At 41.7% G+C, this 14516-nt stretch carries 11 protein-coding genes and 1 pseudogene; 9 read left to right on the forward strand and 3 right to left on the reverse strand.

All coding sequences use genetic code 11. The annotated features are described in order from the left end of the window. Positions 1–5 precede the first annotated feature (5 nt). Positions 6–1439: a TnsD family Tn7-like transposition protein gene (locus AN944_RS08025; RefSeq protein WP_055024086.1), complete on the forward strand. Its 1434-nt coding sequence runs from the start codon at positions 6–8 to the stop codon at positions 1437–1439. Here the strand turns inward: AN944_RS08025 and AN944_RS08030 are convergent. Both AN944_RS08030 and AN944_RS08035 read right to left on the reverse strand, forming a co-directional pair. Beyond that, on the reverse strand, positions 1436–2356 hold the full coding sequence (locus tag AN944_RS08030; protein ID WP_144430163.1) for an S-4TM family putative pore-forming effector: 921 nt from the start codon (positions 2354–2356) through the stop codon (positions 1436–1438). The genes AN944_RS08025 and AN944_RS08030 overlap by 4 nt on opposite strands. A gap of 4 nt (positions 2357–2360) precedes the next feature. Beyond that, the gene (locus AN944_RS08035; RefSeq protein WP_055024088.1) at positions 2361–3350 is read right to left on the reverse strand and encodes an SMODS domain-containing nucleotidyltransferase; all 990 of its coding nucleotides are present in this window, start codon (positions 3348–3350) and stop codon (positions 2361–2363) included. A gap of 122 nt (positions 3351–3472) precedes the next feature. On the opposite strand from AN944_RS08035, the gene AN944_RS08040 reads away from it, so the two are divergent. The 8 genes and pseudogenes from AN944_RS08040 to AN944_RS21495 all read left to right on the forward strand — a co-directional run. Then, positions 3473–4054, forward strand: a complete 582-nt coding sequence (locus AN944_RS08040; protein WP_055024089.1) for a restriction endonuclease subunit S — start codon at positions 3473–3475, stop codon at positions 4052–4054. Positions 4055–4063: 9 nt separating this feature from the next. Continuing rightward, complete coding sequence (locus AN944_RS08045; protein ID WP_055024090.1) at positions 4064–5581, forward strand: type I restriction-modification system subunit M; 1518 nt, start codon at positions 4064–4066, stop codon at positions 5579–5581. Then, positions 5571–6710 carry a restriction endonuclease subunit S gene (locus tag AN944_RS08050; RefSeq protein ID WP_055024091.1) on the forward strand — a complete coding sequence of 380 codons (1140 nt, stop codon included), beginning with the start codon at positions 5571–5573 and terminating at the stop codon, positions 6708–6710. The genes AN944_RS08045 and AN944_RS08050 overlap by 11 nt, the downstream gene beginning before the upstream one ends. A 6-nt stretch (positions 6711–6716) precedes the next feature. Beyond that, positions 6717–7952 (forward strand): DUF6161 domain-containing protein, encoded by a 1236-nt coding sequence (locus AN944_RS08055; RefSeq protein ID WP_055024092.1) that lies wholly within the window; start codon positions 6717–6719, stop codon positions 7950–7952. After that, on the forward strand, positions 7945–11226 hold the full coding sequence (locus AN944_RS08060; protein ID WP_055024093.1) for a type I restriction endonuclease subunit R: 3282 nt from the start codon (positions 7945–7947) through the stop codon (positions 11224–11226). Before AN944_RS08055 ends, AN944_RS08060 begins: the two co-directional genes overlap by 8 nt. Beyond that, positions 11226–12002, forward strand: coding sequence for a M48 family metallopeptidase (locus AN944_RS08065; protein ID WP_055024094.1), 777 nt, complete (start codon positions 11226–11228; stop codon positions 12000–12002). The genes AN944_RS08060 and AN944_RS08065 overlap by 1 nt, the downstream gene beginning before the upstream one ends. Beyond that, on the forward strand, positions 11995–13188 hold the full coding sequence (locus AN944_RS08070) for a hypothetical protein (protein ID WP_055024095.1): 1194 nt from the start codon (positions 11995–11997) through the stop codon (positions 13186–13188). Before AN944_RS08065 ends, AN944_RS08070 begins: the two co-directional genes overlap by 8 nt. Before the next feature lie 480 nt (positions 13189–13668). Beyond that, positions 13669–13788, forward strand: a pseudogene (locus tag AN944_RS21495) (transposase); the annotation flags it as partial. 233 nt (positions 13789–14021) lie between these two features. Here AN944_RS21495 and AN944_RS08075 read toward each other — a convergent pair. Further along, positions 14022–14405, reverse strand: coding sequence for a hypothetical protein (locus AN944_RS08075; protein WP_055024096.1), 384 nt, complete (start codon positions 14403–14405; stop codon positions 14022–14024). Positions 14406–14516 lie beyond the last annotated feature (111 nt).

The following is a 14516-nucleotide window of genomic DNA, read 5'->3' on the forward strand; positions in this document are numbered from 1 at the left end:
GAGCCATGCTATTGCCTCCTGTGCTACCAGATGAGTTGTTGCTAGGGCGATTAATCCGTTATGTGGCTATATCTGGATATGAGGTAGGAGGGTTTTGCGAGAAAGCATTTGGCTCTAATCGAATTTCACTACATCCCTTACTAACAGCAGGAATTGAGCATTTATCTCATGTTGTTAAGGAGCCTCCAGAAGAGTTGTTATACCAGCAAACCTTAGCACCACTCTTTCTTTTTTACTTGCCAGAACATGCAAGTAATCTTAAAAAGTATTTGCTTGCTAATGAGGGCGCAAAAGCCCTTCGAGAAAGCCAGTTACCTTCATATGGTCATGGAGGTTCTGTGTGTCTCAAGTGGTGCCAACTCTGCGCTAAGCAAGACATTCAAAGCTATGGGGTGACTTATTGGCATAGGGCACACCAGATCCCAGGTGTTATAGCCTGTTATAAGCATCCAATCTTACTGAAGAGTATAGAGCTAGAAGAACGAAAACATCGCTTAGATGCGGGGCTACTTCCATCTTGTCATGGGGGTACTCAATCTGCGTTGGATATTGAGTACCGTGTTGCTAAGTTCAGTCAAAAGCTCATCTTAATGCTCGTGAAAGAACTCCCCGTTGTAGAGTTATCTTCAGTTTACCGATGGCGACTAGCTGATTTGGGTTTTATCACATCCTGTGGGCGTGTTCGTCGCCAACTTTTGATGCAACAATTTATAACTTGGGTAGGTAGTTATCATTCTAGAGCAGATACCCCACTTCCCAATGATATTAAAGATTATCGATATTTATCTGAGTTATTGAATCCAAAGACGAGCCACCACCCATTCAGACACCTACTCTTTGCCAGCTGGCTGTTTAGTCATCCAAATGAAATATTTAAACAAAAACAATCGGAGCCCAATGAAGCTTTGGTCAAGCCGAGCCTGATTAAAGCTAAAGCCCTGCAACTTGAAAATAGATGCTTAAAACTGCTTGGAGAAAATCGCTCTATGGCCGAAGTAACTCGACTCACAGGAAAAAGCCGCTGTTATCTAAAACGAATAGCTCTGCAGCATGGTATTAAACTGAATCTAAAGCCTAGACTGCTAACATCAGAATTAAAAAGTAAGATTGTTCATCTCGCTCGTTCAGGTATGCATAGAAAGTCGATTTCAGAACGATGCGATATAGGGGTAGGGTCGGTTGAGCAGGTTATTTCCAGTGTACCGGATTTAGTCGATTGGCGAAAAAAATGTCACTTTGAGTCAATGAGACGACGTTATCGCTTAGAGATCCAAAGGTATCGACAGAAATATCATGATGCTATTCGCCGTGATATTAAATCTGACTGTAATGCAGCATTTTTTTGGCTTTATCTTTATGACAGAGACTGGCTTGAGGTTGTTCTTCCATCTCCCGCCAAGCCCATTGGGCATGGCAATTACCTTCTTGATTCAGGTTAATTATTATCGTTGAAGTCCGAGATCAGTTGGGCTGTATCCACAAGCATATTATTTTCCATTTTTTTTCTCGATACCTTGTATAGCCATTCAAAAATCGGTGTTGCTGATTGTCGGAAGTTTTGCCAGTAACGCATATGTTGCTCAGTTGCTGAGTGCATCTCATCGTTATTTAGTTTGCCTGCGATAATATTGTCCCAAGAGCTATAACACCCCTGTGTCAGCTGCTCTGCTATTTTCAGGCTCTGTCTATTCAATATCCATTCATCGAGTATTACAGCAATTATGGGCGTAAATGGACCGATAACAAAAGCCAACGACTGTAATATGGTGTAGTTCAATGTGAGAGACACCAAGATTGGAATTGCGATACAAGTAACCAACAAAAAGACTAATAAACCTTGGTAGCGTTTTCTCAGTTCACTTTCCCAGGCGAACGTTGAGTATGTTGCAATGACTTTTCCTACAGGGTACGGCACATCTTTAAGTGCTGAAGACCACCATGTTTCAAGCTGTTCATGATCGCCAGGAGCTTGCTCAAGCCGTTTTGTGCTGAGTTCCATAACAAGGCTTTTGGGAAGCTCTAGTTGTGAAGGCTTATCGCCAATATCCATGGTTTGGTAGTCGTGTAGTCTTTGTATCATACAGCCCCTAGACTGCCATTTGTTGACTAGATACTTGCCGAAAGTGCCAATGAAGATAAAAGTTAGTAAAGGACCAATAGTCAAATAAGCTGGGTCAAATGGAGCTTTGTTACCAGAAAAAATATATACCGATGCTACAGTCTGAACAAAAGCGAGAGCAAGGGCTGCCCCCCAAATCAAGGCTTTCCAAAATTTCGCTCGGTTATAGGCGTAACGGAATGCGGTACCTGCTTCGATTGCTGCAGCTTGTTTTTGGTTGCTTACTATACAAGTCATATTTTTATCCATATTGTGGGAATTCAGTGCCGTATACTCTTCGCCATTCACCTATGGCTTTCTCATGGTCCCCTACGGACTCAAATTCACGCGCAGCAAGAGCGGTATTAAAGTCAGTTTCTGCTTTCTGGGAAATTTTTAGCTTATCGTCATAAGTTAAAGTATTTAAATTTCCTTGAATCCCTTTTGGATCATCGACAGAACTCCATATATTATTTTTAATATACCCAAGAATATTAATGACATTGATATCAATAAACTCGGTTGCTTCACCTTTGACTTCGAAGTGGTTGAGCACCATGCTCTCGAGCAAATAAGACGACATAGAAGGCATGGTTGAACGACGCTGCCAATACTTGATGGCTCGGATAGCGTTAAGTACATGGCCATTACATAGCTGATTGATATCTGTGACGCGCTGACGGTCAAGTCTTGGATCTGTTTTCATCCAGTTACCCTTGCCGTCTGGAATGATGTAATAAGTTTTTCCCGCGCTATCTTCAGTGGTGAAGAAAGCAGGAACTATGTCAAAGTTCCAGTCATAGCTTGTCAATTTCAGGGTTGCCGCATTTTGGTTACGGTGCAGTTCTGCTTTCTCATAGTGATTGAGGTCAGATAAATTGCTAACAAAGCGGTTAATCACTTTCCGTGAGTTAAGTCTATATGAGTTATCGTGTCGGTAGTCTTTATACTCAGGGGAATCTGCTGACGTGGTAATATAAACAATACCATCGAAGGTTTCCTCCCAAGTACAGCCGTTTGCACTCAGCGTGAAAATCATATCTATATCATCTAGAGGCTTGATTTTTGTTCTACGAGCAAAAGAGCCAAAATCGATATTCTTATCACCGTAGAGTGGGAAAAAATCTTCTAGCCCTGATATTTTTCCTTTTAAGAAATCACGACTAGAGCGTGCCGTATTTGTTCTACTCCCATCTAAATTCACGGTGTTACTCATAAATGCATTAAATGCAGCGTTTACAGTTGTTGACATATTATCCTCCCAAACCAGTTTAAGTGCATCATTCGTAATGACGCTTTGTTTTTCTAGAATACGTTGATTTTCTAGACCGAGTCAAGTATTATTGTTGCATCATTCAAAATGATGCGAGCCATATGAAAGTAACATTAGATGAAGTAGCAGTGATTAAAGCGGGGCATCCATTTAGGGGGTCGATCAAAGAATCCGAGCAGGGAAATGGTTATGTTATTCAAACGCGAGATCAAAATGCAGATGGGCAAATCTATTGGGAAAAATTAACCCTAACCGATGTTGTGGGGCGTAAAGATCCTGATTGGCTTGTAGAAAATGATATTATTTTTACCGCACGAGGGGCTAGAAATTTAGCATCTGTCATGCCAGATATCAGTAAGCCTATTGTTTGTTCTCCACACTATTTTCAGATCAGAGTTAACAGTGCGAACCTTTTACCAGAGTTTTTAGGTTGGCAATTGAATCAAGTAGAGGCGCAGCGGTATTTTCAGCAATCAGCTGAAGGCTCAGCACAAGTGAGTATTCGTCGAAATGTGTTAGATAAAACACCGATAACAATTCCACCATTAGAGACGCAATACCAAGTGTTGAATATCGTAAAGAACGAACAGCGTCAAAGACAAATTTATCAAAAGTTAATTGAGTTGAAGCGTTTGGAGCTAGACGCTATTACCCAGTCAATTTTAAAAGAATCAACTAATTAAGAGACTCTTATGCCTAATTTACCAATCAACCAAGATCAAATTAATAAGGCCGTATGGTCTGCCTGTGACACTTTCCGTGGCACGGTCGACCCATCAATCTACAAAGACTTCATCTTGACCATGTTGTTCTTGAAGTATATTTCTGATGTACATCAAGACAAAGTAGATGAGCTAGCGAAAGAATACGGTGATGAACCAGAGCTGATTGCCGCGATGATGGAAAGCCAATCTTTTAAAATTCCAACGGGTTCTACATTTTGGGATCTTTATGAGTCGCGTTTTGAGGCGGGTAATGGCTCACGTATTGATAAAGCCCTACACGCGATTGAAGAAGCCAACGGCACTAAGCTTAAAAATGTGTTCCAAGACATCAGCTTTAACACAGATAAGCTCGGTGATGAAAAACAGAAAAACGATATTCTGCGTCATCTAATGGAAGATTTTGGTAAACCAACGCTTAGTCTGCGTCCAAGTCGTGTGGGTTCGCTGGACGTGATTGGTAACGCTTATGAATACCTAATCAAACACTTTGCCGCAGGCAGCGGTAAATCGGCGGGTGAGTTCTATACGCCACCAGAGGTGTCGGATCTACTTTCTATCATCTTAGAACCACAACAAGGCGACAGCATTTGCGACCCTGCATGTGGTTCAGGCTCACTGTTGATGAAGTGTGGTAAGCAAGTTCAAAAGAATTTTGGCGGCTCGAAGCAGTACGCTCTGTTTGGGCAAGAAGCGATTGGCTCAACATGGTCACTAGCCAAAATGAACATGTTCCTGCACGGTGAAGACAACCACCGCATTGAATGGGGCGACACCATTCGTAACCCTAAGCTGCAAGATGCTAATGGTGGCTTACTGCACTTTGACGTGGTAACTGCAAACCCGCCATTCTCGTTAGATAAATGGGGACATGAAGACGCAGAAAGCGATCACTTTGGTCGCTTCCGCCGTGGTATTCCGCCAAAGACCAAAGGCGACTATGCGTTTATCTCACACATGATTGAGACATTAAAACCTCAAAGTGGAAGAATGGGTGTGGTTGTGCCTCATGGCGTGCTATTCCGTGCATCATCAGAGGGTAAAATCCGTAAGCAACTTATTGATGAAAATCTACTCGATACCGTAATCGGTCTACCAGAAAAGCTGTTTTTTGGTACAGGTATCCCTGCTGCGATCCTTATCTTCAAAAAACAAAAAAACGATAACAAGGTGCTGTTTATTGATGCTTCTCGCGAGTTCAAGTCTGGGAAAAACCAAAACCAGCTAACGTCAGAGAACATTCAGAAGATTGTAGATACCTACAAAGCTCGTGAAACCACCGATAAATACTCATACCTTGCAACGCTCGAAGAGATTGCCGAGAACGACTACAACCTCAACATCCCTCGTTATGTGGATACTTTTGAGGAAGAAGAGGAAATCGATCTAGTCGCTGTTCGTACTGAGCGTTTGGCACTTCAAACTGAACTAGCTGAACTTGAGGCCGAAATGGCGGGTTACCTAGAGGAGTTGGGTTATGGTGCCTAATGGTTGGAGTTTAGTTAAACTAGGTGATGTTTTAACGCTTGGTAGTGGAGATACGAAACCGACTGACTTGCAAAAAGAGTTTTCTGATGATTCGCCATTCCCTGTCTATGGCGGAAACAACATCATGGGGTACTCTAGTCAAAAAAACTCTTCAGATTCTGTGATTTTAATTGGGCGTGTCGGCGAATATTGTGGTGTAACGCGATACATTGATAAAGCATGTTGGATTACTGATAACGCCTTATATACCAAATCAGTATCTTCTGATATCGACAAAGAGTATTTGGTTAGCAAACTTAAAAAGTTTGACTTATCTAGACTTAGAAATAAAGGGGGGCAGCCACTTGTCTCACAGAAGCCTATCTATGCTGTAAAGCTGCCAATGCCCCCACTCCCAGAACAACGCAAAATCGCCCAAATCCTTTCTACATGGGATCGCGGTATTGCAACCACTGAAAAGCTAATTGAAACCAGCAAGCAGCAGAAAAAAGCTCTGATGCAGCAGCTTTTGACGGGTAAGAAGCGTTTGCGCTCTTCACCAAAAGACGGGGCTGAAACGGGTAAGGCGTTTGAGGGGGAATGGGAAGAGGTTAAGTTAAAATCATGCGTACAGTTCCTCAATGGGCAACGAAAACCGATAAAACAAGAAGAACGAGCAAACATTCAAGGTAGTTACCCGTACTACGGGGCAACGGGCATTATTGATTATGTAAATGACTATATTTTTGATGATGAGATAATTTTGTTAGGGGAAGACGGTGAAAATATCTTATCTCGTGTTCTACCACATGTATTTGTAGTGCGAGGAAAGGTGTGGGTAAACAACCATGCACACGTTTTAAAAGCAAACAAGAACGCTGATACTGACTTCTTATGCATGTATCTAGAGAGCTTAGATTATAGGAAATATAACTCTGGCTCAGCACAGCCTAAGATAAATAAAGCTGTATGTGAAAAAATACCTGTCAGACTTCCAACTTTGATTGAGCAACAAAAAATAGCCTCAGTCCTCACCACCGCCGATAAAGAAATCGAAGTGCTCGAAACCAAGCTTACTCACTTTAAGCAAGAGAAAAAGGCACTAATGCAGCAATTGTTGACGGGCAAACGTCGCGTCCATGTGGAGTAATGTCGTATGATCCCAGATAGAGATATTAAGATTACTCTCACCGACATCTCAGGCTTCCGTAAAGAGTTTACTAACCTACGATCCCTTTATGACTTCGCTCAAAAAGAACGAGATTTGTGGAAAGAGCAGTCGGAAACGATTAAAGCGAAGCACAACGTTAATGATGCGACTATTAATTCATTCAGTTACTTGAATACCCTAACCACAAATATAGAAAACTGGTTAGATGAGCTTGACCAATTGGATGACAACGCTCTTCAGCAAAAACTAAACCAACTTCGGCAAAATGTTTATGCACCACTCCAACAGCATTGGCTGTGGAGTGGGCACCCAAGCGTCCAACCTTACATTCAGTGTTTCCTTGAACATAACCCTAATGTTGCTAAAGCCTTTCTTGATCTTGTCATTAGAAACAAAGTCACGATGAATCAAAACAACATTGATGCATTTAACGGAGCTTTATTAGGCTATGAGTTCTTAAATCAGGCCTCCGATATAACCAGAAGAAGAAATGGTGAAAAAGTCTCTCTTGGGCATCTGCGCAATGCTTTTGCTGACTCAAAAGACGAGTTGTTCTCAGAAGTATCGGAGCTAAAAACTGACTTTCAAGAGTGGGAGTCTGAAATAAAAGTAAGTTCAACCAAACTACATCGAGTCAATAAAAAGTTAAATGCAAGAGCGATTCGCAAGCAAAACAAATCGTTTGATGACCATCTACATACTTGGGCAGAAACTATCTCTGAGTTAGAGAAAACTTACGAAGAAAAGTTACGTCTAAAAAAACCAGCAGAGTATTGGAAAACTGCGGCAGAAAGATATCGTACTCAAGGTTTTATTGCGGCAATTTTGCTTGGTGCAATCTGTGTTATAGCTCTAGTAGTTGGTGTCGATTTCTTCAAAGACTGGTTATCCGCTCAAGATTTGAAGCTCAAACTAAACACACTCCAAGGTGCGATCCTTTTTGGGTCTATTGCAGCAGTATTTACTTTTATTGTTCGGGTGTTAGCTAAAGTGACATTTAGTTCTTTTCACTTAATGAGAGATGCTGAAGAACGAGAACAGCTAACCTACTTGTACCTATCCCTAACACATGAGTCAGAGATAGATAAAGAGTCTCGCGACATTGTTTTACAAGCACTATTTAGTCGCTCCGAGACTGGACTTTTAAGCCAAGAACAGGGGCCTAAAATGCCGATGGCCGAGATGATGAGTATGGCGACGAAAGGGAACAAGAATGGATAATCGCAATTTACCCAACTTCCGAGAAGAGCAAAGCGCCAAAATACCTGCACTTACTTTACTGACTAACCTTGGCTATCAATTCATTCCTCCGAGCGAATGTGTCGTTAAGCGTGGCAACCTCTCTACCGTTATTTTGCCTGATGTACTGCGTGATGTCCTTAAGCACAAAACCTATTCATTCATGGGGAAAGATCATCACCTATCGGAATCGGCCATCGATAAAATTGTCCACGAGCTTGCCAACCCTGCTATGAACGAAGGGCTGAAAGCGGCCAATGAAAAACTGTATAACACCCTCACCTACGGCATTGGCGTAACCGAGTTTGTTAATGGCAAGAAAGCCAGCCCAACGATCAATGTCATTGATTGGGAAACTCCTGAGAACAACCAGTTCCATTTTACCGAAGAGCTAGAAGTAGAAAATGCTCATGGAACGGGTCATCGCATTCCCGACATTGTCTGCTTTGTGAACGGCCTACCTTGGGTAGTCATTGAAGCCAAACGTCCTGATTCTTCCCATGAGGGCAAGCCAACTGTTGCCGAGGGTATTTCACAAAACATCCGCAATCAAAAAGTCGATGAGATCCCACATCTGTTTGCCTATAGCCAATTGCTAATGTCGGTGAATGGACATGAAGGTTTATACGGTACATGCGGCACACCAAGTAAATTCTGGGCGAAGTGGAAAGAAGAACAGATCACCGAAGCCACTTTTGAACGTCTTAAAAATACGCCACTTGCGCCAGCGCAGCTTGATAAGCTATTTGCTCACCGCCCTGCCAAAGTAAGTGATGAATACCTATCGCTGATTGCTGGCGGTGATTTAATGGTGACAGACCAAGACCGTTTATTGGTATCACTACTTCGTCATGACCGCCTTCTGGAAATGACCCAACTCTTCACCTTGTTCGATAAAAAAGCGGGCAAAATCGTTGCCCGTTATCAGCAGGTCTTTGGCATTAAAGCATTAATTGAGCGTGTAACCTCTTTTGATGAGCAAGGCGCACGTAATGGTGGGGTTATATGGCATACCACAGGTTCGGGTAAATCGTTCACCATGGTGTTCTTGTCCAAGGCACTGATTTGGGTTAAAGAACTCGCTAAATGCCGTGTGGTAGTGGTTACTGACCGTGTGGATTTGGAAGATCAGCTAGCGCGTACCTTCGCTTCTGGCGGAGCCTTGTCTGAAAAAGATCGTAAAACTGCCATGGCTACAACGGGTAAACGCCTTGCTGAGCAAATTGGTAAAGGCAATGAGCGTATTATCTTCTCCATCATCAACAAGTTTGGCACCGCAATAGAGCTTGATGAGTGCTACAACGACAGCCCTGACATGATAGTGCTGGTTGATGAAGGCCACCGCAGTCAAAACGGTGAAAACAACATTCGTATGCAGCAAGCCCTGCCAAAAGCCGCCTATATTGGTTTTACGGGTACACCTTTGCTGCAAGACGATAAGACCGAAAACAAATTCGGTAAAATCATCCACTCGTACACCATGCAACAGGCGGTAGAAGATAAAACCGTTACTCCGCTGTTGTACGAAGAGCGTGTGCCAGAGTTGAGTACCAATGACAAAGCACTCGATGCTTGGTTTGATCGCATCACCGATAAGCTCACTGAAAAACAGCGTACCGATTTGAAGAAGAAATTTGCTCAAAAAGGTCAAATCTATCAAACCGAGGGGCGTATCGAGCTTATCGCTCATGATATTTCAGACCATTTCCAAAACTTTAAGCGCCAAGGGTTAAAAGGTCAGCTTGCTTGTGACTCAAAATCCTCTGCTATCCAATATAAGAAGCTTCTCGACCAAATTGGTAAAGTGACCTCGGTTGTTGCCATGTCACCACCAGATACCCGTGAGGGGCACGATACAGTCGATGGAGAAAGCAAAGATGTGGTACAGAATTGGTGGAAAGAGAACGTACTGGACTCAGATTTTGGCCAAGATGAGAAAGCTTACACCAAGCATATCATTGAAGAGTTTGGTAAAGATGATGGCCCTGACTTGATGATCGTGGTCGATAAGCTTTTAACGGGCTTTGATGAACCAAAGAACACCGTGCTTTACATCGATAAGCCGCTTAAACAGCACAACCTTATCCAAGCCATTGCTCGTGTGAATCGTCTACATCAAAAGAAAGAGTTTGGTTACCTCATCGACTACCGAGGCATCTTAAAAGAGCTAGATGCCACCATCGCTGACTACCAAGATTTGGCAGAGCGTACCCAAGGTGGTTTTGATATTGACGATCTCAAAGGCTTATACAGCCGAATGGACACCGAATATAAGAAACTGCCAGGGCTATACAGTGAACTCTGGGCATTTTTTATTAATGTAAAAAACACCCAAGATCCGCACGCAATGGCACGGGTATTTGCGCCGAACATAGAATATGTAGACGGTCAACCAACAGACTTAAACCTAAAGAAACGCCAAGATTTTTATAGCACGCTCACTGCGTTTGCTAATTGTTTAAAAGTCGCTCTGCAATCGGCCACCTACTTTGAAGACAAGAGCTTTGATGATAAGCGCCAGATTTACAAAGACACACTAAAAAGCATGACATCGCTGCGTAAAGTTGTCCGTGAGCAAGCAGAAGAGACCATTGATTACGACGAGTACGCTGAGAGTATTCGCACTATGTTAGACAAGCACATCGGTGGCGTTGAGATCCAAGAGTCTAAAGGCGCTTATCTAGTTGGCAACATGGGTAAGGATATAAAACCAGAAGAGCTAAGTGACGATGAGGCTCGCAATAAGAAAGATGCGATCACAGGTCGTGTCACTAAGATGATTGAGCAAGACCTTGCCGACGACCCTTATGCACAAGAGTATTTCTCGAAACTGCTTAAACAAGCAATTCAGCAAGCCAAAGAGATGTTCGATGCGCCTGTTAAGCAATATCTCCTATTTGCTGACTTTGAGGAGCAAGTAAAAGAGCGAAATGTGGAAGGTATACCAACCGACCGCTTTAGTGAGCTTGACCCAAAAATCAAACGTCATGTACAAGCCTACTATGGATTATTCCTGAAAAACTTAGCCGATACCAATGTACTAAGCGAGGATAATCGCTTCGATTATGCGTTGCAGATCGATGAAGTGGTAACTGCATCTGTGGCAGAGTATTCAATTAACCCGCAAGAGATTGAAAATCAGATCCGTCGTAAGCTATTGCCTGTGCTGTTTAAAGCCATTGGTATGGATTCTGCGAAGGCTATTATTGCCGACGTTATTCAAATCACTCGTCTAGGTGTGGCGGGCCATCATTAATGACTTCTGTTAGTTCAAATGAAGGCAGCAAAGAGGAATACAGTTTCATCTATGGTGATGAAGCTGTTACTTATGAAGTCGTTCGTAAGCCCCTGTCAGATGGAAAGAAGCCCAAGATAACCATCAAGGTTCATCCTAATTGTGAAGTGACAATTATGGCACCACAAGATACCTCGCGTGGTGACATTCATGAAGCCGTAATGAAGCGTGCTAAATGGATCTATGACGCACTCAAAGAGTTCCGTGGGCATTTGGAGTATGTTCAACCCAAACATTATGTCAGTGGTGAAATGCAGTTTTATCTTGGACGGCGCTATGTGCTTAAAGTTGTGGAAGACCTTGATGGTATTTCAAATGTCAAAATGACCCGAGGCAAGTTGCTGGTTACTTTGAATCGCTTCAATGAAGACAAACAAGCCCTGACCAAAACGTTAGTATCAAAGTGGTATAAGGTTCGTGCTGAACGGGCTTTTCATCAACGACTGTCTGAATTACTTCCACAAGTTACGTGGGTTACGGGAATCCCTAGTTTTCGAGTGTTATCGATGGCAAAGCAATGGGGAAGCTGTTCTGCAAAGGGAAGCTTGATGCTCAATCCTCACCTGATTAAAGCGCCTAAAGAATGTATTGATTACGTAATTTTACATGAGCTTTGTCACATTGCAGAGCACAATCATAGTGAAAAGTTTTGGCGTTTGCTGACTAGCGTGATGCCGAACTGGAAAGAAGTTAAAAGTCGGTTGGATGGTATGGCAGAGTTGTATTTGAATGAATAAAGCGGATGGTGGTTTAGTTCCTGCCATTAATGAATCTTTAAATAGTTTTATTTTTCGAACTTTATCGAGGTTTGGGTATTGGGACTTTGGCACAATAATACAACAAGGAGGTTGGGGAGATGAGCCTAAAGTTCCTATCTCTGCTAAAGGTATATTTCAAATTTTTGAAAAAGCTGCTCTGTTGAAACTTTATGAGCAAACTTACTTACATGATAGCAAACAAAGTATATTTTCTAACTCTTTAGCCTATCTGGAACATTTTGACAGCACCTTTAATCCCAATAAGAAGTCTACCACCTGTGGTAAACTGTTACCTGTGAGGTTTTGTCCTTTTTGCATTAAAGAGCAATTATCAAATCTCGGATATTCATACTTTAAAGTTGAATGGGATCGATTAAGTTGGTGTGCTGTCCATCTTATTAACTTACAGCAGGTTCCAACAAAGACATCATCTAAAGAAGTTATTAAGTTAATTAGTGGGGTGTTAAAGGGAGAGCATTTAAGTGGCCTTGCGTTACCAGTTGCTCAACTTAAAAATAGCAGAGCTGCAGTGTTATCAAACGTTGTCACAAGAATTGCACCATGTGGGAAACAGTTAATTATTAATTATTTGGTTAATAATATAAAATTCTTTCCAGAAGGCTACTTCGATATCTTTGATTATGGGTGTTTAGAGTCAAACCAGCTTCAAGCTCTAAACAAGCATAGGCTTAGAGAGGAAGTTACGTTCAACACGGATGATTTTCTAGAAATTGCATTACAAAATGACTATCGTAATGTAATGAATTTTTTTATTGAGGAATTGGAGCTTTTCTTTTTTCCAATATGGCGGCATAAGGACTCCGAAAATAGTCGATGCACCCTAAAGAGCCAAAAATCTAATTGTTCAAAATGCAATTACAGAGATTTTACAACATGGCTTGATTGTCCTGTTGCTGTGAGATATCAAATATACGCACCTAAAAAGTATATTTTAAAAGTAGGGTCATATTCCAATATTGCAAATAACTTGATTGCAGATTATTTAGTTAAGGTAAGAGGTTTTCAGGACTCTCTTGGTGTACGAGAGGGAGAAGTCAAAGTAAGAAAGGATATTGAAAGCTACAAGATGTATGCTGGTTTTGGTGGGAAAGAACGTTATGAACAGCATGTGAAAAAAATCATGCTGAGCCATAAGATTTATTGACCTATAAAAGAGGTAATCATAATCTTGATTCGCAAGTCGCATTTTTGTACGCAATTGTAGTATTGCCTTCCCCGCCGTGATCTGGCCGCTAATAAGCTTAATACAAATACTTGTTATTAGCTCATCTTTGATTGCGGCCGAGAGTTTTTTCGCTTTGAAGCAATTGGCAATCGTCTACTCCTAACTTCTTGGTTATCGTTTTTGCCTTTTCTGTCAACTAGTTTCCAATTTTTTGAATTTCTCGTCTAAATTTTCATACTCCATAGTGGCAACATTATGCCGCTCGAATTTGTGGTTAGTTTGAATTGTTATTGCCATTATGTACTCATATCTGTTCAATAACAGATTTCGTATTTTGATGAGTTAGTGTGCGGACTTCAGTAGTTTGCTTTATCTAAATAAAGCATGAAGAGTGTTCTGGTCTAATTCCATCGGACACTTAATTTTGAGACAGTATGGTCAATAAATTAAGAGGTCTATATGAGTCAAAAAAAATCACATAAGAGTTATCCGCAAGCATATAAAGATGAAGCCGTCTTGATGGTGCTAGAGCAAGGTTATAGCGTTGCTGATGCAGCAAAGTCTCTTGGGGTTAGCACTCTTAATGGGTACAGTAAATTCGACTTACTTTATTTAAAGTGCAAGCTTTATTGATCGGTGTAGTGATTAGTGTACAAACTTTATTGTTCCAAATGGTATTTAGTGTACAAACTTTATTGTTCCAATACATTAAACATGTGTAGAGATAATAAAGTACATGTCACCAAAAGGTCGGCAGAAAACTAATAAGCCTATTATTCTCATATACTAACAGATGTACCCGTTGGGTACTGTTAAGAATTAGACTTGCCAAGAAGCAGGGAAGAGACGGGAATACCCGTTCCTTTGGCACTTCCTATTACATAGATGGCCGCAGTAATTAAGTCCATAACCGCTATTGGGATAAACAATGTCGGCGCCATACCTGACAATGCTGCGTAGGTGACAACAACAAAACCGAAAAGTCGTACAAAACCGTTCCAAACAATAATCGGAGCACGTCTGGGTAGATCCGAAACAGCCCAAAGTAGCGCTACACCGGTACAAATCAGGAAAGAGGCAAGTACAAGCGAGATAATGAATGAGTTAGCCTGAGGAGAAACAAGCTCAGGAATCATGATCCCAATCGCGATAGGGAAATTAAACAGTGCTGTAATTTGAACGAATTTCTTAAACATTTCTAAACCTCAAAACAAGTAAAATGTAAATCGATAAAGCGTAGTAATCACTATGCTTTTACAATCGTCATCTGGGCACTCTGTAGTGATTTCCACAGAATACCCAAACTC

Origin of the sequence: Shewanella sp. P1-14-1 (assembly GCF_001401775.1) — a bacterium.
Lineage (GTDB): Bacteria > Pseudomonadota > Gammaproteobacteria > Enterobacterales > Shewanellaceae > Shewanella > Shewanella japonica.